The following is a 25,186-nucleotide window of genomic DNA, read 5'->3' on the forward strand; positions in this document are numbered from 1 at the left end:
CTCGCCGGGGATGAGGTGAAATATACCAAGCGAGCCCAGGAATTTATGAGATTTTTAAGGGTTCGGCCTTTTGGCCGCCGCCAGAACCAAGGTTTTGGACCAAGGCACCACTTGGATCCCTCGATAGTAGTACTGTAAAATTTCCTCCGCCGTTTTCCCCTGCCGTGCCAGGGCTTCGGCGCCGTACTGGCTCATGCCGACTCCGTGGCCGTAGCCCGTCGTTCGAAAGGTCACCTCGCCGCCGGAGACCGTCCAGGTGAAGGATGTGGAATTGAGCCCCACAGCTGTGCGAAAATCGTTGCCGCTCACCACCCGGTCCCCGACGCGAAGCTGGGTGATGCGATGGGTCGGGCTCTCCCCGAGGACTTGAATAAAGGAGCCTCCCGGGGTGGCGGGCACGGCTGTCAGGTGTAAAGCCGCCGCCAAGTCTTTAATGGACACCGTTTTCGTGTCCTGAAATCGCGGGGCCACCGAGGCGTCCCAGGGAGATGGGACTGACTGAAGATAGGGGAGGTTTTTTCCCCACACCTCCTGGGCGCTGGCCGTATAGCCGTTGCTCGTGGAGAAAAAGGTCGCGTCAATGGGCTGGCCCCCGTAGACGAGGATTTGGCCCGCCGTTTCCTTCACCGCCTGCTGGATGCGGTTGAATTTGGCCGTAAACTGCGATCCCCACCGGCGGCGAAGATCGTCGGGAGAAAGAAACGCTTGATCCCGGGTATGGTCGTCGGTGATATCCGCCCCTCCGGTGGCCCGGCCGGGATGGGCCAGGGTCCGGACGGCGTTTGTGCGGGCGGCCACGGCCTGGGCTTTGAGCGCCTCCATGTGAAAATTCGCCGGCATTTCTGCCGCGACGACCCCGGCGACATAGTCTTCCAGGGGCATGGGAGTCACCGAATGGGTCGCGGCCCGGTACACGCGGATCACCGGCCCGGGATCAGCCGCGGGGAGGGCGGCCGGCCCCGGGCGGAGGGCGATCACGGCGGCCGTCGGGACGAGAAAGGCGAGGATCACAGGCAGCAGGGCTGTCCAAGAAAAGCGCTTCAATAACATTCACTCCCTTGCAGTTCAGGCGCAGGCGGGGCAACTCGGTTGGCCGTGGGTGAAGAGGGCAATTCGCACCGGGCGGTTCATGTTGGTTTTTATGCATTCGGCACCGGGACTATACCACCGCGAGCGTGGGGCCCTGAGGGTTGCGCCCAGGCACATGAAGAGGATTCTGCTTCTCAGCTGATGAAGGTTATGGGAGGAGGTGAAAGAAGTGGGGATTTTGGAATCTGTCATGGCGGCAGCGCCCGTGATTCAACAGTTGCAACGCCAGGCGTCCATGTTGACCATGACCGACAGGGAAAAATTCATCGCGATTTGTCCACATCCGGATCTGCCGATTCCGATCCAGGTCGGAGATCCCCTGGAACGGTATCCGGGGACGGCGATCTACCGAGCCTGTTGATATACACTGAAAATGGACCCCAGATCGTCAGTGAAAATTGACCCCCACCAGATAGACTGGTACGCTCCTACTAATCTGAGTGGGAGCGGGGGAGAAAGGGTTGATCTCTATCGAGGATTGGACTGCGATTCGAGCACTCCATGCCCGCGGTGTCAGTATTAAGGCGATTGCGCGGCAACTGGGAATTTCGCGCAACACTGTGCGTCGTGCCTTGCGGGGAGACGATCCACCCAAGTATGTGCGAAAGAAGCCGTCGGCTCGGGCAACAGACCCATTCCTGGAGCACATTCGACAGATGTACGTGGAAAAACAATTGATCGGAACACGAATCTATGCGGAGTTGCAGAAGATGGGGTACCAAGGTTCACTTTCTGCGGTTCACCGGTGTCTGCAGCGGCTGAAGAAAGAACAGCCGCACACCGAAGTGCGGGTTCAGCGGATGGAGACGGCTCCAGGTGAACAAGCCCAGTTCGACTGGTCGGAGTACTCAGTAAAGATAGGAGGCAAGGAGGTCAAGGTATACGCGTACCGTTACATTCTCAGTTATAGTCGAATGCGATACACGCACTTTGCGCTGAATCAAACGCTGGAGACGGTCCTGGAAGCTCTGGAGTGCGGGATTCGCCACTTTGGCGGTGTGCCTGAGAGGGTGCTGATCGACAATGCCGGTCAAATGGTCGTGGATCATCGGCCGGATGGAGCTGTACGGTACCACCCGGAATTTCTCAAGGTCATGGGACTGTACCGGATGGACCCGTATGCATGCGCCCCGTACCGCGCCCAAACGAAGGGGAAAGTGGAACGGGCCTTCTATATGCTGGAACAGCATTTCCTCAAAGGGACGGAGTTCAAAGACTTTGAGGACCTCATTACCCAAGGGAAGTCCTTTGACGAATCGGAGAATCAGCGGGTGCACCGCCGGTTGGGACAAACCCCGTTGGAGCGGTTTGAGGCGGACCGGGCGGCTTTACGGCCCCTCCCCGAGCGCAGGTATGTCGACAGTGTGCGCGTCTTGCGCCGCGTCAGCAGAGACGGATACATCTCCGTCGATCACGTGGAATACTCGGTCCCGCCCTCCTACCTCGGCCGGGAGGTGTGGGTGACGCAACCCAGGGGGGCATATGTCGAGATGTACGGCCCAGACGGCACCTTCTTGTGTCGGCACGTCAAATCGAGAGACACCGGCTCGATCCACACGCTGCCCGAACACCAGGCGCCTCACCGGGAGCGTGTCTCGGTTCGTCAGCGATTCTGCGAGGTGTTTCCCAGCGGTGCGGCATTCTACCAAGGGCTCACCCGTCGGTATGCCCACAACGCTCGGTACCATGCCGCCCGCATCCTGGACATGCGCAGCACCTATAGCGACGAGTCTATTGAAATGGCCCTGAAGGAGGCCTTGGCTTACGGAGCCACGGACGAGAAGGTCGTGTTGAAACTGCTGGCCAACTACCCGACAAAACCGGCCGCCTCTTCGAGAAACGTCGAGGTCCAGGCGTTATCTCGGCGCGCCGACACCATTCGCCCGTTGTCCTACTACAGTCAACTGTTGCATTAACAAGGGGGAGTTCCCGTGACCGAAGATGCGATGGAGACCCTGAAACAACATCTCAAAACGCTCCAACTGCCGTATATGCGGGAGGTGGTGGAACGGGAAATTGAGAACGCGGTGAAAATGAAGCTGACTTACCAAGCTTTTCTCACGCGGCTCGTGGAAGCGGAAGTGTTGCAGAAGACCAACCGGTCCATTGCCACGAAGATTCATCTGGCGCGATTCCCGCGGATCTGTACATTGGAGGAGTTCGATTTCTCGTTTCAACCTTCGCTCCATGCCGCGGAGATTCGGGAATTGGGAGAACTCGGCTTTATCCACCGAAAAGAAAACGTTATTTTCCTAGGTCCTCCAGGGGTTGGAAAAACGCACTTAGCGATTGCCCTTGGGGTCAAAGCGTGCACGGCCAGACTCCGGGTCGCGTTTTTCACCGCCTCTGAACTGGCGGATCTCTTGTATGCCAGTTTAGCGGATCGTTCCACGCCCCAAAAGCTGGCGTCGCTGAGCCGCTACCACCTGCTGATCATCGACGAGTTGGGCTACATGCCCATGGACAAGCAACGGGCGAACCTCTTTTTCCAGCTCGTCAGCAAGCGCTATGAGACGGGATCAATCATCCTGACGACCAACATGCCTTTTGACGAGTGGGACAAGGTGTTTGGCGATACAATTGCTTCTGCCGCCATCATTGATCGTCTGGTGCATCACAGTCACATTTTTCACATTCAGGGTCACAGTTACCGGATGAAGGACAAGCTCAAGGCCGATGCCTCCGCCTAATCACCAGCCCGGCGGACTTGGTACCCCATGTTGTCCGTGCGTGTGCGACACGCACACGTGGCCGTTGTCCCCTAAGGGCCCCCCATCGGCCCGCAGCCGCGAGGTCAAGGGCGCCCTTGGGCGAGCGAAGCGTCCCTTGACGGAGCGGCCAGGGCCGATACACTCGGCCCGTTGGGACAACGGCCGACGACGATGAACCCTGAGTGACGACACGACATGGCAAGCAATGACTTCCGTTTTCTGAGGGGGGTCAAAATTCAGTGCCAAACCGGGGTCAATTCTACTTGACGATCAACAGAGCCGTGCAGACCCAGCAGCGGGTGGCGGCCCGGATCGACAAGGAGTTGTTCGGATTTTCTTACTACGCCGTGGCCGTGCCGCTGTTTGAGTCCGGGGAGTTCGTCGGGGCCGTGGCGTTGAATGTGTTGACCACCCGGGAGGATGAGCTGCGCACGCAAGCGCACGAACTTTCTGCACTTGTCGAACAATTGTCCGCCAATGCGGAATCGTTGTCCCGTTCCGCAGCGGAGGTGGCTTCGGCCAATGACGACATGAGCCAGCACGCCGCTTTGGCCCAGGAGCGGATCCAGCTGACTTCCGGGGTGCTCTCCTTTATCCACGAAGTCGCGGCCCAGTCGAACCTCTTGGGGCTCAACGCCGCCATTGAAGCGGCCCGGGCGGGAGAATCCGGCCGGGGCTTTGCCGTGGTCGCCGACGAGATCCGGCGCCTGGCCCAACGCAGTCAGTCCGCCTCCAAAGAGATCGAGGACAGCCTGTCCCAGATCCGTGCCGCCGTGGAGCGCATGGTCACAGACATTCAGACCTCCAGTCAGTACACCGAATCCCAAGCCAGTGCCGCCGAAGAGCTGGCCGCATCCCTGGGGCAGATCGCCCGGGCGGCGGAGACCGTGGCCAGGCTTTCCCAAGGGGAAGGCAACGATGCGCGTCTCGCTTCCGCGGGGACGGCCGTTGCGGCAGAATCGGCCCCGTCCCAGGAGGGGGCCGGCTCACCGAGTTCATAAAAATCCCGGACCAGGTGAACACTAGCGCTAACTGTCATCAGTGGGAGTGTTCGCCTATGTCGCTCCAGTGGAACGCTGTCTGTCGGCACCCGTTCTCTCCCGCCCCCTCCCCGCGTCGGTCAAGGGGCCACTGGGCGGGATGGGTGCTTTTCTTGTGCCTCGTCGGAGGGGTGTTCCCGGCTTTGTCCCCAGATGCCGAAGCGGTGGGACCTGTCGAGGCACAAAAGCCCCAGAGGCCGTTGGTGTCGGTCATCCGGGAAGGGGCCGTCTGGGTGCTGCAGGCGGAAGGTCGGTTCGCGCCAGTTCCCAAAACTGAAGGGGCAGACCGGGCGATTTTTTCACCCGACGGCCGGTTTCTCGCCGTTCACAGATCCGAGGGCTCTCTGTGGCTGACCACCCCGGACGGCAGGAAAGGATGGCTCCTGGCCAAGGATCGAGTGAGTCCCGATATGGCCTGGTCGCCTACGGGCGGACGGCTTGGCTACATTCGTTCCGGGGCTTTGTGGGTGATCCCCTGCGGTCCGGAAGGCCCCAGCGATTGGAGCCTGGCCGCCCCGGAAGCGGAACGGTTTGCTTGGAGCTCCGATGGCAACCGGCTCTACGTGGCCACCCCGGCTTGGTCCGTCCCGGCCCCGCCGAAGCCCACAACCCCCATCGCTCCCCGGAAGCCTGAAAGCCCACCCGGGCGGCCGGGCCCCGATGCGGGCACCCGGGACACCGAGCAAAAACCGGGGGACTCCCCGGGAAAAGGCGGGCATGAGGCGTCGGCAGCAACAACGAATGGCATCTTTCCCTCTCCGGCCCTCGGCAAAGCCGCGGGAGCCGCAGGAACGCCGGTCAGGCGACAGGCGGTTCGCATCCTGGAAGTGAAGTGGCGGGGAGGAACGCCCAAGGTATGGGGAGAACTTCCATTGCGCATGGTCGAGGATCAGCAGGAATCCACGGCTGTGCGGCATAAACTGCATGAGCCGAAGAGGGCGGAAGGGATTCGCGTATACGACGATCAAACGCCTTCTGCGGCTCAAGGATCCCAGGCACCCGGCCGGTCCGGGTGGCCGGTCTGGGGGGTGGAGGGGATCTATCCGTCCCCGGGTGGTGAAGCGGTGGCTTTGGTGGTGCGGGATGCCCCGGATTCCCGCCGGGCTCTCCACCGGGGCCTCATCAGCTTTACCGACCGATCCGCGATTCCCCTTGTGGTCTGGCAGGCGCGACTGGGCTCCCCCCTCGAATTCGCGGGTTGGACCATACAGGATCGACGCCTGTGGATCGGTTTTTTGACGGATCGTCGTCGAGAATCCGGGCATCGAACAGAGGGCCGTTCTGAAGCCTTTGAGGGGGAATTCCTGGCTTGGAAGCTGCCTGAAGGAGCGGTTTCGTCGGTGGACCGACCCGTCATCCTGACGCCGGAAACGGCAACGGACCGCCGGGCGTCGTCGGATCCCCAGGCTCAGGGGTGGTTGGTGGTTCGCGCTTTTGCCCATCCGTGGATCCAGGAGCGATGGAGGCCGGCCTCTTTGTGGGCCGTTCGCCCGGACGGCCGGGCCATTCAACTGAGCCATCCGCTTTTCGGAGCGGAAGATCTGGCCGGGTGGTGGGGACCCGGTGAACAGTGGGTGGGGTTGCGAAAGGCGTGGGACCACGCCAGGCTCTGGTGGTCTTCCCGGCCCCTTGGCCGCACCGAGGTGCTGGTGGACGGCCTGGGCCGGGACGTTGCCCCTGGGGTCGTTGATATCGGCTTTGTCCATCCCGGGCCGGATACAGGCACCTGGGTGACCGCGGGCGCAGGGCGTCCACGCCCCACCGGCCGGACGGGCGCGGAGAAAGGAGCTCTGGGCCCCGGGTGATACCGGTGATGATGCCGGTGCCCCCGGCTCTTCCAGCGCCGTCACTCCACCCGCTTGATCGCCGCCCCGAGGGCGTGGAGTTTCCCGACGATATCTACGTATCCTCGGTCGATGTGGTGGACGCCGTGCACTTCTGTTTCCCCTTCAGCAGCCAGGCCTGCTAACAGCAGGGCGGCACCCGCCCGCAGGTCTGTCGAATTCACCCGGGCGCCGGTGAGTTTTGGCACCCCTTCGATCACCGCAGTCCGCCCTTCCACCCGGATGTCCGCCCCCATGCGCTGGAGTTCGGCCACGTGCATGAAGCGGTTCTCAAACACCGTTTCCGTGACCATGCTGGTCCCGGGAATGATCGTGAGCAGCGCCATGATCTGCGCCTGCATGTCTGTCGGGAAACCGGGATAATAGTGCGTCTTGATGTCCAGGGCACGCTGTCCGGGGCCCCCCGCCACAAAAATCCCGTTCACATCGTCCTCGACGTGAACCCCAGTTTCTTTGAGCTTCGCCAGCAAGGGCTTCAAGTGCGTGCTGATGGCACCCTCGACATAGATCTCTCCGCCGGTAATCGCACCGGCCAACAAAAAGGTGCCGGCTTCGATTCGATCGGGGATGACCGTGTGCTCCACCCCCCGCAACCGATCCACGCCCTCCACCCGGATGACGTCCGTGCCGGCCCCCCGGACCCGGCCGCCCATTTTGTTGATAAAATTGGCCAGATCAACAATCTCCGGTTCTTTGGCCGCATTCTCGATGATCGTCAGCCCGTCTGCCAGGGCGGCCGCCATCATGATGTTTTGGGTCGCTCCAACACTTGGGATGTCGAGGTACACCCGATTGCCCCGCAGGCGACCCCGGGGAGCCCGGGCCTCGACATAGCCGTGCTCCACGGTGACTTCGGCGCCCAGGGCTTCGAATCCTTTGATATGCTGATCCACCGGCCTGGCCCCGATGGCGCACCCGCCGGGCAGGGCCACCCGGGCATGTCCAAATCGGGCGAGGAGCGGACCCATCACAACAAAGGAGGCGCGCATCCGGCGAACCAACTCGTAAGGAGCTTCCGTGTGGGAAACCTCCTCGGCATTGAGCCGGACCACGCCTCCAGGCTCGCGCTGGACATCGACCCCAAGCGCCTGGATCATGTCACACATGCAATCGACGTCCCGGAGGAACGGTACATCTTCAACCACGCACCGGCCCTCCACGGCCAACAGCGACGCCGCCAGAATGGGAAGGGAGGCGTTTTTCGCCCCGCTTACCCGGACCGTCCCCTTGAGGGGTCGACCGCCTTGCACGAGAATGGTCGCCAATGGTTGTTACCTCCGTCCTAATACTCCACGGTGACGATCGGAGTCCCCACCACTACCCGGGTCTTGTTCTCGTACGCGTCATCGTGTACAGCGATCTGCAGATTCATCTTTTTGCTGCCCGTCAGTATGTAGTCTTTCGTTTGGGGGGAATAGGCAGAGACGCTGGTCACCTGAGGCGAGCGCAGGGCTTCGACCTCCTTGGCCCGGACCGAAGCCAACGCCTGAGCAATCCGGTTTTGGCGCTCTGTCTCGCTCATTCTAACACTGAGGCTTCCGTATAGACAAGAGTCAATTCGAGGGGTCTGGCCGGCGGATTCAACCGTCTGTTTGACCCGGTCGTAGGCCGCCGCCAGGCCGTCGGTGCCCGGTCCGGTATGCTCAACCCGGAGCACCAGGGTCGTGTCCGGCTGGGAATCCGTTTTGAGGGACGTGAGGACCAGCACGCCCGAGGTTCCGCCCGGCCACCAGCCCTGGAGCTGGAAGACCCGCTGATCGCCTTGGTCGTAAACCCACTCCCGAGTGTCGCGGAGTTGCAAGGTGGCATTGAGTTTTGCCGCCATTCGTTTCAGTTGATCAGTGGACATCAGTTCATGATTCAGGATGGACCAATGATGAACCCCGTATCCTTCCACCCGGGCGCCGGTGGCCGCAAACGCTTTCTCCAAGAACGCCGTGGGAGCCACAGACTGCGCCATGGTGAACTGGCCGGTATACAAGGAAATCCACGCCACCACCGCACAAACCGCCAAACCCAGAAAACCGATTTTTCGCATAATGGCTTCCCCTCCCTTATCCACAGTGTGGACGGGAGGCGGGGATTTTATAGCCAATCGGCCTGAAGAAAGAGCCGCTCCAGTCAACCGGTAAACAGATTTTTCAGCATACGCCAGGCGAACATATAGGCACTGATGAATTGGACGAGCGTCCAGGCCAGCGCGATGGCGAGAAGCAACCGCAGCACCTTTGCCTGGGGACTGCCGCCGTCTTTCAGGAAAATCCCCCATTTCACCTGGCCTAAAGCATACCAGGCGATGACCAGGGCAAAAAGAAGAAGCAATACGGCCAGGGCGCCCGAGGCTCCGGGCGAAGGCAAAAGATCCAAGGGCATACCGGCACTCCCCCTCTCGTGGGCGGTGGAATCGGCCCATTTTCTGTCCTCCGGCCAGGTGTCCCTTACGCCAGCCAGCAAAGGAGCATTGATTATATACGGGTACTCCCCAAAAACTGAAGGAATGAGGAGGAAGCGCAATGTACGGTGTCTTTGGTCCCGCCACCCGCTGGGCCGTCGTGTTCCTGATCATCTTTGTCCTGTTCTTCCTGATTGTGCCCCACGGCTACGGCGGCGCGGGGGGCGGTGCTGCGGCGCAGGCTGTCGCCTACTGAAAAGTGGCAGCGATGGGACGCGGGAGCTCCGGACCTCAGTCCGGGGCTCTCGCCATTTTTCTCTAGTGGTGGGGTTTTGTCGCCGGTCGGCCCCGAGGCGAGAGGGGCCGGTCTTCAGGTAGCCACCAGGCGAGCACTGCGGCCAGCAGGGGCAGAACCGCGAGGATCTCGATGGCCGTGGTGATGCCAAACCGGTCGGCCACATACCCCGCCAAGGAGGCGCCGACGCCCCCCATGCCCACCGCCAAACCGATCATCAGCCCGGACACGAGGCCGATGCGCCCAGGCATCAGCTCCTGGCCAAAGACGACGGTGACCGCGAAGGTGGACAGGACGATAAAGCCCAGGAGCACCACGTCCACCGCCGCCCATATGCCGTGGGCATAGGGCAGAACCAGGGAAAAGGGAATGGCCCCGGCCATGGAGATGAGGATCAACCGGCGCTTCCCGATGCGGTCCGACAGGGGGCCGCCGATAAAAGTCCCCAACGCCCCGGCCAGAAGGAACAGGGCGGTGTAGACCTCCGCCACGGAGGTGGACAGACCCCGGACGTTTACGTAGTACAAGGGCAGAAAACCGGACAGCCCGGCCTGCATCCACGATCGAAAGGTCACGACCACGAGCAGAAGAACGACCGCCCAGGCCGCACCCGTCCCGCCCGCGGTGCGCACCACCCGGGGGGCTTTGACCTTGGCCTTGGCCCCGTACCAAGGCACGATGGTCGCCAGCGCCCCGGCGGCGAGCATCGCCGGTACCAGCAGCCAAATGCTGCCATGAAGGCCGGTGTGGACAAACAAGAGACTCACGACCAGAGGGGCGATGGCCTGCCCGGCATTGCCCCCCACCTGGAAAATTGATTGGGCGGTGCCCTTCTGAACCCCGGCCGCCAGGTGGGCCGCCCGGCTGGCCTCGGGGTGAAACGCGGCCGAGCCCGCGCCGAGCAGCGCCACCAGAACCAACAACCATCCGTAACTCGGCGCGAACCCCATGGCCGCCGCACCGGCACCCACGACGAACTCCCCGGCGGGGAGCAGCCATGCCTTGGGGTGCCGATCCGTCCAGGCGCCAATGATCGGTTGCACCATTGAGGACGTCACGTTGGCGACAAGGACGAGCACGCCCAGCTCGATATAACTCAGTCCGAGGTGGCTTTGAAATAACGGCAGCAATGAAGGGACCAGGGTGGTCATGGTGTCGTTCAGGAAGTGACCCAGGGATACGATCCACAAGGCCTTCCACACCGGCTGCCTGGCCAACGACTGTTCTGCGGTGCTCGGTTCCACCCTCCATCCCCCCCTATTGCCCAAACCAATTCAAACTCGGCAGGCTGTGCATCATCACCCCCGGTGCCACCCCAAGACCGATGGTCCCGACCAAGGCGATGGCCACCACCAGGGCGACGGTGGCCGGCGTCCCCCACAGCTCGGGCGGCCCGTAGGGTTCTTGAAGATACATGCGCCTGATTAAGCCAAAATAGTACGCGAAAGCCATCACGCTGGTGAGAAACATCAGCCCCGCCAGCCAGTAGTACCCGGTGTTGATCGCCCCGAGGGCGATGAAAAATTTGCCCGTGAATCCCGACGTCAAGGGCATCCCCGCCATGGCCGTGAGAAAAACGGTCATCGCCCCGGCCAAAAGCGGGGACCGGCGAAAGAGCCCGGTAAAGGCGTCCACATCCTCGGACCGGGCGTGGTGCGCCACGACGGTGAGGACCGCAAAGGCGCCCGCCGTCATCAGGGCGTAGGCGGCGAGATAAAAGTAGAGCGCCGATACGCCCTGGAGCAAATTGCCGCCGTGATAGGCCCCCGTCAAAGCGGCGAAGGGAACCAGCAGGTACCCGGCTTGCCCAATGCTTGAATAGGCGAGCATCCGCTTGACGTTGCGCTGGACGATGGCGAGAAGATTCCCCACCACCATGGTAACCGCCGCGATGCCGATCCACAGCCCGCCCCATTCTGGAAAATGGCTGGCAAACCCGTACAGAAACACCCGGATCAGCATGGCAAAGCCCGCCGCCTTCGACGCTGCGGCCAGGAAGGCGGTGATCGGCGTCGGGGCCCCTTCGTATACATCCGGCGCCCACATGTGAAAAGGCACCACTGAGATTTTGACCGAGAATCCCACCAGCATCAAAAGCATCCCGATCACCACAATGGCCCGGTAGCTGTCCCAGGCCAGGTACAGGGCGTACCCCGCTTCGGCGAGGTTCGTGGTGCCGGTGACGCCGTAGATGTAAGACATACCGAAGAGCACACAGGCAGTGGCAATAGCCCCGAGGACCAGGTATTTCATCGCTCCTTCGGCCGATTTCGAGGTCTTTCGGACGCCCACCAATATATAGGAAGAAACCGAAAGAATCTCTAACCCCACGAAGAGGGTGACCAAATCCACCGACGAAGCCATGACCATGGCTCCCACCGTCGCGAAAAGCAACAGGTACGTATATTCTCCCCGGGCCACGTCAATCTGGCCGTGCTCATCCACGGACAGGAGCAGGATCAAAAACGTGATGCCGATAAACAACAGCTTGAAGACGAGGGCGTAATCGTCGAGCACATAGCTCCCGGGCCCCAAGGACGCCGTTTGGCCAAAGCGGCGAAGGACGAGCACACCCGCCCAGGCCAGAGCGACGACCCCGAGACCGTTGGCAACTGTCGCCCTCTTCACACCGGGCGGCAAAATCGCATCGAGGAGCATGAGAACAAACCCTCCGGCGATCAGCACGATCTCCGGCCCCATGACCCACCAGACTTGACTCCAAGTTAACCCTTGCAGTATCGTCGACATCCCCCATCACCCCCCGATTCCCGCAGCCAGGGCAGCCAAAGTGCCACCTGCGGTCTGGCCGATCACCGCGGGGAATACGCCGACGCCGATAACGGCGATCAGCAGCAGAACCATTGGGAGCACTTCACCCGGCGTCCCGTCCCGAAGGCCTTCCTTGGTCGCGGGGGTCGGACCAAAGGTGGTGCGCTGAATGGCCCACAACAGGTACACCGCCGCCAGGAGGATCCCGATGATGCCGAAAGCGGAAAGTCGCGGGAACACCGAAAAGGATCCGCTAAAAGAGAGAATCTCTCCCACGAACTGGCCCATTCCCGGCAACCCCAGGGAGCCGAGCGCCCCCGTCAACAACAGCCCGGAGACGTAAGGCATGGGCTTGGACAGCCCGCCCAGGGCCGCCATCTCCACGGTGCCCGCCCGCTCTCCGATAATGCCGACCCCGGCGAAAAGCAGTGCCGTGAGCAACCCGGAGGAGACCGCCACAAACAAAGCCCCCTGGAGGCCCGCTGGCGTCATGGAAGCTGCGGCCAAAAGAAAGACGCCCATGTGGCTGATGGTCGTATAAGCCAGGAGCCGCCGCCAGTCCCCTTGGACAAAGGCGATGAGTCCGGCCCACAGAATGTTGATGACGCCGACCACCGCCACCAGCAGGGCGTACCGGGCCACCATGGCGGGCATCATCCCCCCGGCCACCCGGAGAAATAAGTACGCGCCGGTCTTCACCACCACGCCGCCGAGCAGCATATTGACCGCCGCCGGAGCTTGACTGTGTACAAAAGGAAGCCACGTGTGAAAAGGCACCAACGCCTCTTCCACCAGGATAGCGGCAAACAGCAACAAGAACAACGCTCCGGCCACCGGCGCCAGCCCGGCCGCCGCTCCGCCGCTGTGAAGCTGCTGGGTGAGGGAGGTGATGTCAAAGGTCATGCCTCCGCCAACTTTCCCGGACAGGTAGGCAATCCCAAAGAACGCCACCACCAGGCCGATACTGGACATCCCCCGGTATATCAGAAATTTCGTCGCCGCCTTTTTCCGCTCCTCCCCACCCCAGATCCCGATCAAAAAGTACATCGGCACCAGGGTGAGTTCCAGGAAGAAAAAGAGCAGGAACAGATCCGTGGCGGCGAACACCCCGTACAAGGCGGCCAGGAGGATCATGAGCCAACCGTAATACTCGTTGGCCCGGGTGCGGACACCTTTGGAGGCCCACGCCGCAGCAAATCCGACCACCCCGGTGAGGGCGAGAAGGGGCAGGGAGAGCCCGTCCGCTCCAAAGCCCAAAGTCACCTGCACCGGAATGTCCGCCAGGGCATCGCCGATGGTGAACCAGGTTTTAGTGAAGGCAAACTGCACGCCTCCCGCCGCCGGATCATACCCCAGATAGACCACCCCAACCAGCGCGGCTGAGATGAGACTTCCCAGGAGCGCCGCAGCCCGGGGTATGGACGAATTGTTTTTCGGAGCGAGCCAACTGGTGAGACCGGCTGCCAGCGGGATGAGAACGATCCACAACACGGCCGCATGCATCAGGAATGCACCCCCCACAACAACGACCAGGACACGGCGATGAGAGCGACGATCCCGAGCAGGGTAATCAGCCCATAGGTCTGAACTTGACCGGTCTGGATTCGACGCAGGCCTGATGAGGCCGCCTTAGTGCCGCCCCCGATCACGGTGACGATCCCGTCGATGATCCACCGGTCCACCCAGTCGAACACCCGGCCAAGGCCAAAGGCCGGGCGGACAATCACCGCCTGATACAACTCGTCAAAATAGAATTTGTGAAAAGACAGGTTGTAAAGGGGGGACAACGCCCGGCTCCAGGCTTTGGCGGAAACCGACTTTTTTCCGTACATCAGCCAGGCCAAACCGATTCCCAGCAGGCCCACCACCGTGGATAAAGCCATAACCCCCGGACCCGCCGACACCGCCATGGCCCCGGTCGGTTCCCCGAGGAATCGCTCCAAAGGAAGACCCGCAAAAGGCGCGCCAGCCACCCCGGCCCCCAGGGCCATCAGGGCGAGAATCATCAAGGGCAGCGTCATAACCCACCCGCTCTCCCGGGGAATCCGCTCACCCCGGTAGCGGCCGGTGAAGGTCAGGAAGAACACCCGGAAGATGTAGAAGGCAGTAAAAAACGCCGCCACGGTGCCAAGGACGTAGAGCACCGGCTGTCCCGCCGCCAGGGTCGCGGCCAGGATGTCATCCTTGGACCAGAACCCCGCGAAGGGAGGTATGCCGGACAAAGCCAGGGCACCGAACAGGAAGGTCCAGGCCGTCATCGGCATCCGCCGCCAGAGCCCGCCCATCTTGTCGAGATCTTGGGTGTCCACGGCATGGATGACACTTCCCGCCGCCAGGAACAAGAGCGCCTTGAAAAAGGCGTGAGTGAAAAGGTGGAAAACGCCGGCGGTATAGGCCGCCACCCCCAGCCCCATCATCATGTACCCCAGCTGGCTGATGGTGGAATAAGCGATGACCCGCTTGATGTCCCGCTGGGTCAGGCCGATGGCCGCCCCGAGAATTGCGGTGATCCCCCCGATATACGCCACCACGTGCAAGGCCGCCGGTGAAAAGGCGAACAAGGGAAACGCCCGGGCCACCAAGTACACCCCGGCCGCCACCATGGTCGCCGCGTGAATGAGGGCCGACACCGGGGTGGGGCCTTCCATGGCGTCCGGCAGCCAGACGTGGAGGGGGAACTGGGCGGATTTTCCCACGGCTCCGAAGAAAATCAATAAGGCTCCCAAGGTCGCCATGCCCTGGGCGCTGATCCAGCCGACCTGGAGATTCCCGGACTGGACGGCTCGGGCAATGTCTTCGTAATCAAAGGATCCCGTCGCCAGATAGAGCAGGATGATCCCCGCCAAGAGCCCGACATCGCCGAGACGGGTGACGACAAAAGATTTTTTCGCCGCCGCCGCGGCCTCCGGCTTGTAATACCAGAAGCCCACCAGCAGATACGAGCACAGCCCGACCAGCTCCCAAAACACGTACAACTGAAGGAAATTCGGTGAGATCACCAGGCCGAGCATCGAGAAGACAAAGAGCAACAGGTACTGATAAAACACCCCGAACCGGGGATCGCCGTGCATATATCCCCTGGAGAACAGCAGGACCAGGGTGCTGACAAAGCTGACGACCACGAGCATCAAAGCGTTCAGCGGGTTGACTTCGAACCCCACGTGCCAGGTATGGGCCGGACCCGGTCCGAAGGTCAGCCAGTTCCAGAGGTACGGCGGTTGTCCACCTCCCCGGGCCACATCGCCAAAAATCATCAGCGAAAGGACCAGGGAGATCAGGGTGGCCACCACGCCGATACTCGCAGCGACCCCCTCGTGCACCCGGCGCCCCATGGCGAGAAGCAGAAGGTACCCGATCAAGGGGACAGCGGGCACGAGCCAGGCATGCGCGATCATACCATCACCCTTTTCCCATCGGTGTTATCGGCAGCTCCCTATTAATGGATGGAGTCACCATTTCATCAGGTTCATGTCCCGCACGTCGCTGCTGTTGCGGTTGCGGTACAGGGCGATCAAGATGGCCAAGCCCACGGCCACTTCCGCCGCTGCTACGGTCATGCTGAACAGACCGAACACCTGCCCGGCCACATTGGCACTGGCCCCGAGGCGGGAAAAGGCGATCAGGTTCAGGTTGGCGGCGTTGAGCATCAGCTCGATGGACAACAGGACGATGATGATGTTGCGCTTGGTCAGCGCCCCGTACAGCCCGATACAAAACAGAATCGCCGCCAAAGCCAGAAAGGATCCGATCGGCGCCATCCGCTAGTCCCCCTTTCTCGCCAGGATCACCGCGCCCACAAGGGCCACGGTGAGCAGTACCGACACCAGTTCAAAAGGCACCACGTAGCTGGTGAAAAGCGTCTCCGCCAAAGCGGTGACGCTGTTTCGGGCCGGCCACGGGGGCTGGGCCGGGGCTGCCGGCCAGGTCGTGGTGCGGATCGCCCAAAGCATCGCGGCCCCCAAGGCCACCGCCCCCAAACCCGCCAACCATTGCCGCAGGCCAGCCCGTTCCTCTTCCTCCACTTCATCGTGCCGGGTCAACATGATGGCAAAGAGCATCAGGATCGTGATGGCCCCGGCGTAAATCAGGATTTGGGCAAAAGCGAGAAAATCCGCCCCGAGCAGGACGTACATGCCCGCCATGCCCAGGAAAACGAGGCCAATGGACAAGGCCATGTACATGACCTTGCGGAATTGCAACAGCATCACCGCCGCCAACACGACGACGACAGCAAGCACGAAAAAGGCCACCGTCTGCCCGGTCCAGGCGAGCCCGCCAAACCAGTTAGTCACGGCCCTCACCCGCTTTCCCGACCAGGGCGGCAGGGCGCTCGGCTTCCTGAAGCTCTTTCGCCCCGTCGTGGCGGAGATAGTTCTCATGCAGCCATTCCATATTCTTGTACAGCTGATCCCGGCTGTAGGCGGCCAGCTCGAACTCGTCGGTCATCTTGATCGCCTCGGTGGGACACACCTCGGTACACAGGTCGCAGAGAATACAGATTTCGAAGCTGATATCGAAAGTGTCCAGGTGCAGTTTCCGATCTTCGCCCCGGGTCCCGGACAACGAGATGCAGCTCGTCGGGCAGATGCGGGCGCACTGCCCACAGACGATACACCGCTCGACGCTGAGCTGGTGAATCCCCCGGAAGCGTTCGGGCCACTGGGGCCGGACGTCGGGATACTGCAGGGTCACCTTCTTTTTTGGCAGTTGGCTGATGGTAACCGCCAAGCCCTTGAGAAAGCCGAACATGATCTCACCCCGCGTTCACCCAATATTTAATGACGCTGGTCAAAACGATGTTGACGAGCGCCAGGGGCAAGAGAAACTTCCAACTGAAGCTCATCAACTGGTCGACCCGGATCCGGGGCATGGTCGCCCGAAGCCAGAAGAAGAAAAAGACGAAAGCCATCACTTTGATGGCGAACCACAGCCACCCGGGGAGAATTGGACCCGACCAGCCGCCGAGGAACAAAGTGGCCCCAAGGGTGGAGATGGCGAACACATACATATACTCCGCGAGCATGTAAAAGGCGAACCGAAACCCGGAGTATTCGGTATGATACCCCGCCACAAGTTCGGATTCGGCCTCCGGCAGATCGAAGGGCGTTCGGTTGAGCTCCGCCGTGGCCGCGACGATAAACACGCAGAAGCCCAGGAACTGCGGCACGATGTACCACATGAACCGCTGCTGGGCTGTAACGATATCGGCGATGTTGAGAGATCCGGCCAAAAGGATGACCCCGAGCAGAGACATCCCCAGGGGGATCTCATAGCTGATCATCTGGGCGGCAGAGCGCATTCCGCCGAGAAGAGAGTATTTGTTGTTGGACGCCCAACCGCCCAGCATAATGCCGACGATGGTGATGGACGACAGGGCGAGATAATAGAGCAGCGCCACGGCGAGATCCGCGGTAAACACATGGCTCGCCGACCAGGGAATGGCGGCCACGACCACAAAGCTCGGGATAAAGGCGATGATCGGCGCGATGAGAAAAAGCGGTTTGTCCGCCTCTCTCGGCACGATGTCCTCTTTGATCAAAAGCTTCAGGATGTCGGCAAAGGACTGAAAGAGCCCCAGGGGCCCCACCCGGTTCGGCCCGATCCGCAGCTGCATCCACCCGATGACCTTCCGTTCGAAATAGATCATGTAGGCCACCACCAGCAGACAAAACAGCAGGACGATCACGCCGCCGACGATCATTTTGAGCACCGTTCCGGCGCTTAGGGCTTGGTTGACCCAATCGAAGAAGGCGATCATATCAACAATCCACCTCCCCGAGGACGATATCCACCGCGCCCAGTATCGCGATCAGATTGGCCATGTTCTGCCCTTTGAGCAAGGAAGGCAGCAACTGCAGATTCACAAAGGAGGGCCGGCGGAATTTCAGCCGGTAAGGCTTATCCTTTCCATCGCTGACAAAATACACCCCGAGCTCGCCCCGGGCCCCTTCGATGCCGCTGTAGTACTCACCGGCGGGAGGCCGAACGAATTTCGGCGCTTTGCCCATCACCGGACCGTCGGGAATCTGCTCGCAGGCTTGCTCCACAATGCGAAGGGATTGCTCCATCTCCCGCAGATGCAAGATGTACCGGTCATAACAGTCGCCGTTCTCGCCCACGGGAATCTCGAACTCAAAACGGTCGTAGACAGAATAGGGCCGATTTTTTCGAAGATCCCATTTCAGTCCGGTACAACGCAAATTCACTCCGGACAACGAGTAGGCGATGGCCGTGTCCGCATCATAGGCGCCGATGCCCCGGACGCGGTTGAGAAAGATCTCGTTGCCGGTGATCAGGTCGTCGAGCATCTTCAAGCTCTCCCGCATGTGGGGCACAAACTCCCGAACCTTGTCGATCCAGCCCGGGGGCGCATCCCATTTCACACCGCCGATCCTCATATAATTGTAAGTTAACCTCGCCCCGCTGATCTCGTTGAACAGCTGCACGATCCGCTCCCGGTCTTGAAATGCATACAAAAAGGGACTCATGGCCCCGAGGTCGAGCAGATACGTGCCGATAAAGAGCAAGTGCGAGGCGATGCGGTTGAGCTCCATGACGATGACCCGGAGGTACTCCGCCCGTTCGGGAATCTCCAGGTCCATGGCCTCCTCGACGGCGTGGACCAGGGCGTAATTATTGAGCATCGCCGCCAAATAATCCATGCGGTCGGTGTAGGGAATGATCTGGGTGTATTGCAGATCCTCCGCCAATTTTTCCGTCCCCCGGTGCAGGTAGCCGATTACCGGAGCCGCATCGACGATCGTTTCCCCGTCCAGTTTTACGACCACCCGAAGCACCCCGTGGGTGGATGGGTGCTGGGGGCCGACATTCATCAGCATTTCTTCCGTTCGCGTATCCGCCATTGTTCACCCCACCTCAATCAAACGGGGAATAGTCCTTGCGCAGCGGATGACCGTGCCAATCGTCGGGCATCATGATCCGCCGCAAATCTGGATGGTCGGCAAAGGTCACGCCGAGCAGGTCATAGATTTCCCGCTCATCCCAATTCGCTCCCGGGAATACCGGGACCAAAGAGGGAACCACCGGCGCTTCCCGGGGCGCACGGACTTTGATCCCCACCATGGTGGCTTCGGGAATCCGAGTCAGAAAGGCTGTCACCTCTATGTAGCCTTCCTTTGGGTAATCCGTGCCGGCGATGGCCTCCAAATAACGAAAGCCAAGCCCGTCCCCCTCCTTGAGATAAGCCGCCACCTCTCGCCAGGATTCCCTTTTGATGAGGAGCATAGGAGTGAATTTTTTCACTTCCCCTGCCTCAACCGCATCGGGATAGCGTTCCTGAATCCGCCCGAGCACGTCCTCCAACAGGGCTTTCGCCGGAGCTTCGCGGGGGTCCGGAGGCTTTGGAGCCGCCGGTTTTTTCCCGGCCGCCTTTGCTGCGGGTTTCGCCCCCTCCGGCTTGGCCGCGCCACCGTCTGCACCCGCGTGTTTCGCCCCGGGGTGTCCCCCCGTCGGCGGCACCGTCCGGGGAGCATCGACGTTCTCCGCCACCGCCTCGCTGGAGGCGGCGTTCTTCTCGCCCCCGCGGCTTGGAGGTACTCGGTCCTCCCCTTGGATATCCGGAGGCCCGGCCTCTGTCCCTTCAGCCTGCCCCCGCTCCCCGGGGCTCGCATCCTTCGCCTGCGATTCTTTCCTACCCGAATCCTGCTCCTCCCGTCTGTCCTCGGTCATGCCCGCCCCACCTTTCTCCTCGCCTCCATGCGAATCTTCTCCTGCAGTTTATTCAACCCGTAGATCAGAGCAGGCGGCGAGGGGGGGCAACCCGGGATGTACACATCCACGGGAACCACTTGGTCGACGCCCTTCATCACGGCGTAGGAACGTACGTAGGGCCCGCCCGCCGTGGCGCAGCTGCCCATGGCCACGACCCATTTTGGATCCGGCATTTGGTCGTAGAGCCGGCGGAGAAGCGGTCCCATCTTCTTGGTCACCGTTCCGGCGACGATCATGACGTCGGACTGCCGAGGCGAGGCGCGAAAGATAATGCCGAATCGGTCAAGATCATAATGGGACGCCCCGGTTCCCATCATCTCGATGGCGCAGCAGGCCAACCCAAAGGTAAGGGGCCACAGGGAGTTCGCCCGGGCCCAGGCTTTCAACTGTTCGATGGTGCTGACCAACACCCCCGCACGGGTGAGTTCGGCGGATTCCTCGTCACTGAAACCTTCGAATTCCACCCGGCCCGCCGGCCGCGAGCCCGGTACCGGATTCATTTCCATTCCAGCACCTTCTTTCGCCAGGCGTACACCAGGCCGATGACCAACATGGCCATAAAAATCAGCGCCTCCACCAACCCGAATAAACCGAGTTCGTGAAACGCCACCGCCCAAGGGTACAAGAAAAGGATTTCGACATCGAATACCACAAATAGAAGGGCAAAGAGGTAATAACGCGCGTGATATTGGACCCGCGCGTCCCCCACCGGCTCCACGCCGCTCTCATAGGGCTCCAGCTTCTCCCGGAACGGATGAGTGGGCCGAAGCCACTTGCCCAGCGTCAAGGCCCCCACCGGAAGGGCGATGGCGAGAACGATGAAAATCACGACAAAAAGATACGAATTCCAGTACGCCGTCACGGGCAACCCTCCCGCCTTCGGCTCGGCGGCTGCCTTCGGGCCCCGGCCTCACCTCCGGTCGACGGGCCGCCGCCGTCCGTCATTCATTATAGCAGACCCCTGATAGGGGGGCAAAAAGAGCGGGAAGACCCCCTCCGGGCCTTCCCGTGCGCGGTATGCTCTTGCAGCCGGCGGTTGGCCTGGCTCAGCGCAGGGAAACTTTCGCTTCCTCCGCAGCCCGCAGCCGATTCAACGCCCGTTTGAGAGCCAATTCCGCCCGGACGTAGTCGATGTCGGGGCGCCCTTTCTCCGCCAAACGCCGCTCGGCCCGCTCCCGGGCGCGCTCGGCCCGGACCACGTCGATCTCCTCGGGCAGCTCCGCCGCCTCGGCCAGCACCGTCACCCGGTCCGGCCGAACTTCGAGAAACCCGCCGCTGAGCGCCACCAGCGACCACCGCCCCTCTTCCTTGATCCGCACGAGGCCGATGGGCAGAGTGGTGACAAGCGGCATGTGTCCGGGGAGAATGCCCAGATCGCCCTCGGCTCCCCGGAGGATCACCATCTCCACGGGCCGGCTGTACACGGTCCGCTCCGGCGTCACGATGTCCAGAATCGTGGTGCTCATCGATCAGCCCCGCTCCTTTTTGAACCGCTCCACCACATCGTCGATGGTGCCCGCGTAGCGGAAGAGGCTTTCCGGGATCTCGTCGTGGCGACCTTCGAGAATCTCCTTGAAGCTGCGCACCGTCTCCTTCACCGGAACATACACCCCGGGGGTGCCGGTGAACTGTTCGGCCACGTGGAAGGGCTGGGACAGGAAGTTTTGGATCTTCCGGGCCCGGGCCACGGTGAGCTTATCCTCGTCCGTCAACTCGTCCATACCGAGGATGGCGATAATATCTTGCAGTTCCCGATAGCGCTGCAACACCTGTTGCACGCCCCGGGCCACATCGTAGTGCTCCTGGCCCACCACATCCGGAGACAGGGCCCGGGAGGTCGAAGCCAAGGGATCCACCGCCGGGTAGATGCCGAGCTCGGAGATCTTCCGCTCCAGGTTTGTGGTGGCATCGAGGTGGGCGAAGGTCGTCGCCGGCGCCGGGTCGGTGTAGTCGTCCGCCGGCACGTAGATCGCCTGGATCGAGGTGATCGATCCTTTTTTCGTCGAGGTGATGCGCTCCTGCAATTGCCCCATCTCCGTGGCCAGGGTGGGCTGGTATCCCACGGCGCTGGGCATCCGCCCAAGCAGGGCCGACACCTCGGATCCGGCCTGCACGAATCGGAAAATGTTGTCGATAAACAGCAGCACGTCCCGGCCCTCAACGTCCCGGAAATACTCCGCAAAGGTCAGGCCTGTAAGGCCCACCCGCATGCGGGCGCCGGGGGGTTCGTTCATCTGGCCGAACACCATGACGGTCTTGTCGATAACCCCGGACTCCCGCATCTCGTGATACAGGTCGTTTCCTTCCCGGGTGCGCTCGCCGACCCCCGCAAACACCGAAAAGCCGCCGTGCTGTTTCGCGATGTTGTGGATCAGCTCCTGAATGAGCACCGTCTTGCCGACCCCGGCGCCCCCGAACAGGCCGACCTTCCCGCCCTTGATGTACGGAGCGAGCAAATCCACCACTTTGATGCCCGTCTCGAAGATCTCCACCTTGGTGGATTGTTCCTCGAAACTCGGGGCCGGCCGGTGAATCGGATGGGTCAATTCCGTCGCGACGGGCCCCTGCTCGTCAATGGGCTGGCCCAGGACGTTGAAAATCCGCCCCAGGGTCGCCTCCCCAACCGGCACCGCGATGGGCCGTCCGGTATCCACGACCTCCATTCCCCGAACCAATCCGTCGGTAGAGGACATGGCGACCGTCCGCACCACATTATCCCCGAGGTGAACGGCCACTTCACAGGTCAAATCGATGTCCCGCTCGCCGGGATTCTTCGCTTCATAACGAATGGTGAGGGCGTTGTTCAACTCCGGCAGTTGCCCCTCGGGGAACGCCACGTCGACAACCGGTCCCATCACCTGGACCACATGTCCAACGTTCATGTGCATTTTTCCCTCCAATCCGGTCATCCCGGGCACATCCGCCTACTTCAGAGCTTCGGCGCCGCCGACGATCTCGGAGATCTGCAGAGTGATCGCCGCTTGCCGCGCCCTGTTCAGGGCCAGGGTCAGCGTGTCGATCATTTCGGCGGCGTTGTCCGACGCGTTGCCCATGGCGGTCATCCGCGCCCCGTGTTCGCTGGCTTTCGCATCGAGCAGTGCGCTGAAGATCAGTGTTTCTGCGTACTTGGGCAGTAAGGTTTCCAGCACCGCCTCCGCGGAAGGCTCGTATTCATAATGGAGCCGGTGCCCTTCGGCCTCCCCGCCGACGTCCTCGAGAGGAAGGATTTTTTTGACCACGGGGGTCTGCTGCACCGGATTGATAAACTGGTTGTACACCAGGAACAGTTCGTCGTAGACCTCTTCCTCGTACATCTTGACCGCCGCCCCGGCCACCCTCTTGATGTCCGCATAAGTGGGGTAATCGGAGAGGCCGGTGATCTCTTCGGCCACGGGAAAATCCCGTTTCTTGAAAAAGTCCCGGCCCCGGCGGCCAACGGCGATAATCGTATACTCGTTCTTGGCTTTCCCCCGGATGGCTTCCAGGGTGACGCGGATGATGTTGGCGTTGTACGCACCCGCCAACCCCCGGTCTGCGGTGATGACCACGTACCCGGATTTGCGCACCGGGCGCTTAACCATCATGGGGTGGCGCACATCCCCCGCCTTGGCGATGCTGCCGATGACCTCCTCCATCTTGCGGGCGTAGGGGCGGGCGAGGTGCACACGTTCCTGGGCCCGGCGGAGTTTGGCCGCCGCCACCATCTCCATCGCCTTGGTGATTTGTTCCGTACTTTTCACGCTGCGAATCCGCCTGCGGATATCCCGCGCATTCTGCGCCATCTTCCGTCACCCGCCTAAGCCGCGAAGGACTCTTTGAATTTGGTGACCGCCTCTTTGAGCAGGTTGACCGTTTCCTCAGTCAGATCCCGGCTCTCAAGGATCGATTTATAAATCTGCGGGTAGGTGGAGTCGACAAAGCTCAGAAACTCCGTCTCAAACCGCCGCACCGCCGTCACCGGAATGTCGTCCAGGTATCCGTTGACCGCCGTCCACAGGCTCACCACCTGGCGTTCAACAGGCATGGGCTGGTACTGCGGCTGTTTCAGAATCTCCATGGTCCGCTCGCCCCGGGTCAGCCGGGCCAGAGTGGCCTTGTCCAAATCCGAACCGAACTGGGTAAAGGCCTGCAGGTCCCGATATTCTGCCAAATCCAAGCGCAGGGTCCCGGCCACTTTTTTCATGGCCTTGATCTGGGCGCTGCCGCCTACCCGGGAGACCGAAATTCCGGAGTTGACCGCCGGCCTTTGCCCGGCGTAGAACAGGTCGGACTCCAGGAAGATTTGACCGTCGGTGATGGAGATGACGTTCGTCGGGATGTAGGCCGACACGTCGCCAGCCTGGGTTTCAATGAACGGCAGCGCCGTCAAAGAACCGCCGCCCCGCTCGTCGCTCAGTTTCGCCGCCCGCTCCAGAAGCCGGGAATGCAGATAGAAGACGTCACCGGGATACGCTTCACGGCCCGGCGGCCGGCGTAGGAGCAGAGACAATTCCCGGTAGGCCGCGGCCTGCTTCGACAGGTCGTCGTACACGCAAAGGGCGTGGCCGCCGTTGTACATGAAGTATTCACCCATGGCGCAGCCGGCATAGGGCGCCAAATACAGCAGCGGCGCCGGATCAGAGGCCGAAGCTACGACCACGATGGTGTACTCCATGGCCCCGTGCTTGCGCAGGGTCTCCACGACCTGGGCGACGGTGGACTGCTTCTGGCCGATGGCCACGTAGATGCAGACGACATTCTGCCCTTTTTGATTGATGATGGTGTCGATGGCGATGGCCGTTTTCCCGGTCTGGCGGTCGCCGATGATCAGCTCCCGCTGGCCCCGCCCGATGGGCACCATGGCGTCAATGGCTTTGATCCCCGTCTGGAGAGGCTCGTGCACCGATTTGCGGTCGATAACCCCCGGTGCCGGGGATTCCACGGGCCGAAACTCCTTGGTTTCGACCGGACCCCGGCCGTCCAGGGGCTGTCCCAGGGGGTTGACGACCCGGCCGATCAGGGCCTCCCCGACGGGCACCTCAACAATGCGGCCGGTGCGTTTTACCTGGTCCCCCTCTTTAATCCCCTCCACCGTTCCGAGGACGATACAACCGACATTGTCCTCTTCGAGGTTGAGAGCCATGCCCATCTGGCCGTTTGGAAACTCCAGGAGCTCTCCGGCCATGGCGTTGGCCAGTCCGTGAATCCGGGCGATCCCGTCGCCGACGTAGATCACGGTGCCGACGTCGTACACTTCGAGTTCGGCATCGTAGTTTTCAATCTGTTGCTTGATGAGCGCGCTGATCTCTTCCGGACGAATGCTCATCCGCGCAATC

The 25,186-nt window shown here is 61.6% G+C and carries 26 protein-coding genes; 6 read left to right on the forward strand and 20 right to left on the reverse strand.

All coding sequences use genetic code 11. The features are described from left to right. Positions 1 to 54 precede the first annotated feature (54 nt). The gene (spoIID, locus tag CVV65_RS15860; protein ID WP_157935569.1) at positions 55 to 1,044 is read right to left on the reverse strand and encodes a stage II sporulation protein D; all 990 of its coding nucleotides are present in this window, start codon (positions 1,042 to 1,044) and stop codon (positions 55 to 57) included. A 214-nt stretch (positions 1,045 to 1,258) separates the two neighbouring features. Here spoIID and CVV65_RS15865 point away from each other — a divergent pair, with 214 nt between their 5' ends. The 5 genes from CVV65_RS15865 to CVV65_RS15885 all read left to right on the forward strand — a co-directional run bounded on the left by CVV65_RS15865 (position 1,259) and on the right by CVV65_RS15885 (position 6,645). Further along, on the forward strand, positions 1,259 to 1,450 hold the full coding sequence (locus CVV65_RS15865; protein WP_133121339.1) for a hypothetical protein: 192 nt from the start codon (positions 1,259 to 1,261) through the stop codon (positions 1,448 to 1,450). Between the two features lie 100 nt (positions 1,451 to 1,550). Then, entirely contained in the window at positions 1,551 to 3,005 is a 1,455-nt protein-coding gene (istA, locus tag CVV65_RS15870; protein WP_157935348.1) for an IS21 family transposase, read from the forward strand. 15 nt (positions 3,006 to 3,020) lie between these two features. Continuing rightward, positions 3,021 to 3,779, forward strand: a complete 759-nt coding sequence (istB, locus tag CVV65_RS15875; RefSeq protein WP_100666831.1) for an IS21-like element helper ATPase IstB — start codon at positions 3,021 to 3,023, stop codon at positions 3,777 to 3,779. A 260-nt stretch (positions 3,780 to 4,039) separates the two neighbouring features. Next, positions 4,040 to 4,801 (forward strand): methyl-accepting chemotaxis protein, encoded by a 762-nt coding sequence (locus CVV65_RS17330; RefSeq protein WP_100668969.1) that lies wholly within the window; start codon positions 4,040 to 4,042, stop codon positions 4,799 to 4,801. Positions 4,802 to 4,953: 152 nt separating this feature from the next. After that, complete coding sequence (locus CVV65_RS15885; protein WP_133121340.1) at positions 4,954 to 6,645, forward strand: hypothetical protein; 1,692 nt, start codon at positions 4,954 to 4,956, stop codon at positions 6,643 to 6,645. A gap of 41 nt (positions 6,646 to 6,686) precedes the next feature. Here CVV65_RS15885 and murA read toward each other — a convergent pair whose 3' ends face one another. The 3 genes from murA to CVV65_RS16855 all read right to left on the reverse strand — a co-directional run bounded on the left by murA (position 6,687) and on the right by CVV65_RS16855 (position 9,057). Then, positions 6,687 to 7,949 (reverse strand): UDP-N-acetylglucosamine 1-carboxyvinyltransferase, encoded by a 1,263-nt coding sequence (gene murA / locus CVV65_RS15890; protein WP_100668971.1) that lies wholly within the window; start codon positions 7,947 to 7,949, stop codon positions 6,687 to 6,689. A 17-nt stretch (positions 7,950 to 7,966) separates the two neighbouring features. Then, on the reverse strand, positions 7,967 to 8,722 hold the full coding sequence (locus tag CVV65_RS15895) for a YwmB family TATA-box binding protein (RefSeq protein ID WP_157935570.1): 756 nt from the start codon (positions 8,720 to 8,722) through the stop codon (positions 7,967 to 7,969). A gap of 83 nt (positions 8,723 to 8,805) precedes the next feature. Continuing rightward, positions 8,806 to 9,057: a DUF1146 family protein gene (locus tag CVV65_RS16855; RefSeq protein WP_157935571.1), complete on the reverse strand. Its 252-nt coding sequence runs from the start codon at positions 9,055 to 9,057 to the stop codon at positions 8,806 to 8,808. 140 nt (positions 9,058 to 9,197) lie between these two features. On the opposite strand from CVV65_RS16855, the gene CVV65_RS17335 reads away from it, so the two are divergent. Further along, positions 9,198 to 9,332, forward strand: coding sequence for a hypothetical protein (locus tag CVV65_RS17335; protein WP_013077106.1), 135 nt, complete (start codon positions 9,198 to 9,200; stop codon positions 9,330 to 9,332). A 62-nt stretch (positions 9,333 to 9,394) separates the two neighbouring features. Here the strand turns inward: CVV65_RS17335 and CVV65_RS15905 are convergent, their stop codons facing one another. From CVV65_RS15905 to atpA, 16 genes are all read right to left on the reverse strand, one after another. After that, positions 9,395 to 10,615 carry an MFS transporter gene (locus CVV65_RS15905; RefSeq protein ID WP_100668974.1) on the reverse strand — a complete coding sequence of 407 codons (1,221 nt, stop codon included), beginning with the start codon at positions 10,613 to 10,615 and terminating at the stop codon, positions 9,395 to 9,397. A gap of 13 nt (positions 10,616 to 10,628) precedes the next feature. Continuing rightward, a complete protein-coding gene (locus tag CVV65_RS15910; protein ID WP_100668975.1) occupies positions 10,629 to 12,119 on the reverse strand; it encodes an NADH-quinone oxidoreductase subunit N in 1,491 nt (496 codons plus the stop codon). A 6-nt stretch (positions 12,120 to 12,125) separates the two neighbouring features. Beyond that, the gene (locus tag CVV65_RS15915; protein WP_100668976.1) at positions 12,126 to 13,643 is read right to left on the reverse strand and encodes a complex I subunit 4 family protein; all 1,518 of its coding nucleotides are present in this window, start codon (positions 13,641 to 13,643) and stop codon (positions 12,126 to 12,128) included. Further along, positions 13,643 to 15,535, reverse strand: coding sequence for an NADH-quinone oxidoreductase subunit L (gene nuoL / locus CVV65_RS15920; protein WP_100668977.1), 1,893 nt, complete (start codon positions 15,533 to 15,535; stop codon positions 13,643 to 13,645). Before nuoL ends, CVV65_RS15915 begins: the two co-directional genes overlap by 1 nt. Before the next feature lie 54 nt (positions 15,536 to 15,589). Continuing rightward, entirely contained in the window at positions 15,590 to 15,898 is a 309-nt protein-coding gene (nuoK, locus tag CVV65_RS15925; RefSeq protein ID WP_013077111.1) for an NADH-quinone oxidoreductase subunit NuoK, read from the reverse strand. Positions 15,899 to 15,901: 3 nt separating this feature from the next. Next, entirely contained in the window at positions 15,902 to 16,432 is a 531-nt protein-coding gene (locus CVV65_RS15930) for an NADH-quinone oxidoreductase subunit J (RefSeq protein ID WP_232796659.1), read from the reverse strand. After that, complete coding sequence (locus CVV65_RS15935) at positions 16,425 to 16,889, reverse strand: NuoI/complex I 23 kDa subunit family protein (RefSeq protein ID WP_100668979.1); 465 nt, start codon at positions 16,887 to 16,889, stop codon at positions 16,425 to 16,427. The genes CVV65_RS15930 and CVV65_RS15935 overlap by 8 nt, the downstream gene beginning before the upstream one ends. A gap of 4 nt (positions 16,890 to 16,893) precedes the next feature. Then, a complete protein-coding gene (gene nuoH, locus CVV65_RS15940) occupies positions 16,894 to 17,898 on the reverse strand; it encodes an NADH-quinone oxidoreductase subunit NuoH (protein WP_100668980.1) in 1,005 nt (334 codons plus the stop codon). Between the two features lies 1 nt (position 17,899). After that, positions 17,900 to 19,003: an NADH-quinone oxidoreductase subunit D gene (locus CVV65_RS15945; protein WP_100668981.1), complete on the reverse strand. Its 1,104-nt coding sequence runs from the start codon at positions 19,001 to 19,003 to the stop codon at positions 17,900 to 17,902. A 13-nt stretch (positions 19,004 to 19,016) separates the two neighbouring features. After that, positions 19,017 to 19,829 (reverse strand): NADH-quinone oxidoreductase subunit C, encoded by an 813-nt coding sequence (locus CVV65_RS15950; RefSeq protein WP_100668982.1) that lies wholly within the window; start codon positions 19,827 to 19,829, stop codon positions 19,017 to 19,019. Continuing rightward, a complete protein-coding gene (locus CVV65_RS15955; protein WP_407928409.1) occupies positions 19,826 to 20,371 on the reverse strand; it encodes a NuoB/complex I 20 kDa subunit family protein in 546 nt (181 codons plus the stop codon). Before CVV65_RS15955 ends, CVV65_RS15950 begins: the two co-directional genes overlap by 4 nt. Beyond that, positions 20,368 to 20,733, reverse strand: coding sequence for an NADH-quinone oxidoreductase subunit A (locus tag CVV65_RS15960; protein WP_100668983.1), 366 nt, complete (start codon positions 20,731 to 20,733; stop codon positions 20,368 to 20,370). The genes CVV65_RS15955 and CVV65_RS15960 overlap by 4 nt, the downstream gene beginning before the upstream one ends. A gap of 184 nt (positions 20,734 to 20,917) precedes the next feature. After that, complete coding sequence (locus CVV65_RS15965; RefSeq protein ID WP_100668984.1) at positions 20,918 to 21,337, reverse strand: F0F1 ATP synthase subunit epsilon; 420 nt, start codon at positions 21,335 to 21,337, stop codon at positions 20,918 to 20,920. Between the two features lie 3 nt (positions 21,338 to 21,340). Continuing rightward, positions 21,341 to 22,753, reverse strand: coding sequence for a F0F1 ATP synthase subunit beta (gene atpD, locus CVV65_RS15970; RefSeq protein ID WP_041306494.1), 1,413 nt, complete (start codon positions 22,751 to 22,753; stop codon positions 21,341 to 21,343). Positions 22,754 to 22,795: 42 nt separating this feature from the next. Continuing rightward, complete coding sequence (gene atpG, locus CVV65_RS15975; RefSeq protein WP_100668985.1) at positions 22,796 to 23,653, reverse strand: ATP synthase F1 subunit gamma; 858 nt, start codon at positions 23,651 to 23,653, stop codon at positions 22,796 to 22,798. A 14-nt stretch (positions 23,654 to 23,667) separates the two neighbouring features. Then, entirely contained in the window at positions 23,668 to 25,176 is a 1,509-nt protein-coding gene (gene atpA, locus CVV65_RS15980; RefSeq protein WP_100668986.1) for a F0F1 ATP synthase subunit alpha, read from the reverse strand. Between the last annotated feature and the right edge of the window lie 10 nt (positions 25,177 to 25,186).

It is taken from the genome of Kyrpidia spormannii (genome assembly GCF_002804065.1).
GTDB classification, from domain to species: domain Bacteria; phylum Bacillota; class Bacilli; order Kyrpidiales; family Kyrpidiaceae; genus Kyrpidia; species Kyrpidia spormannii.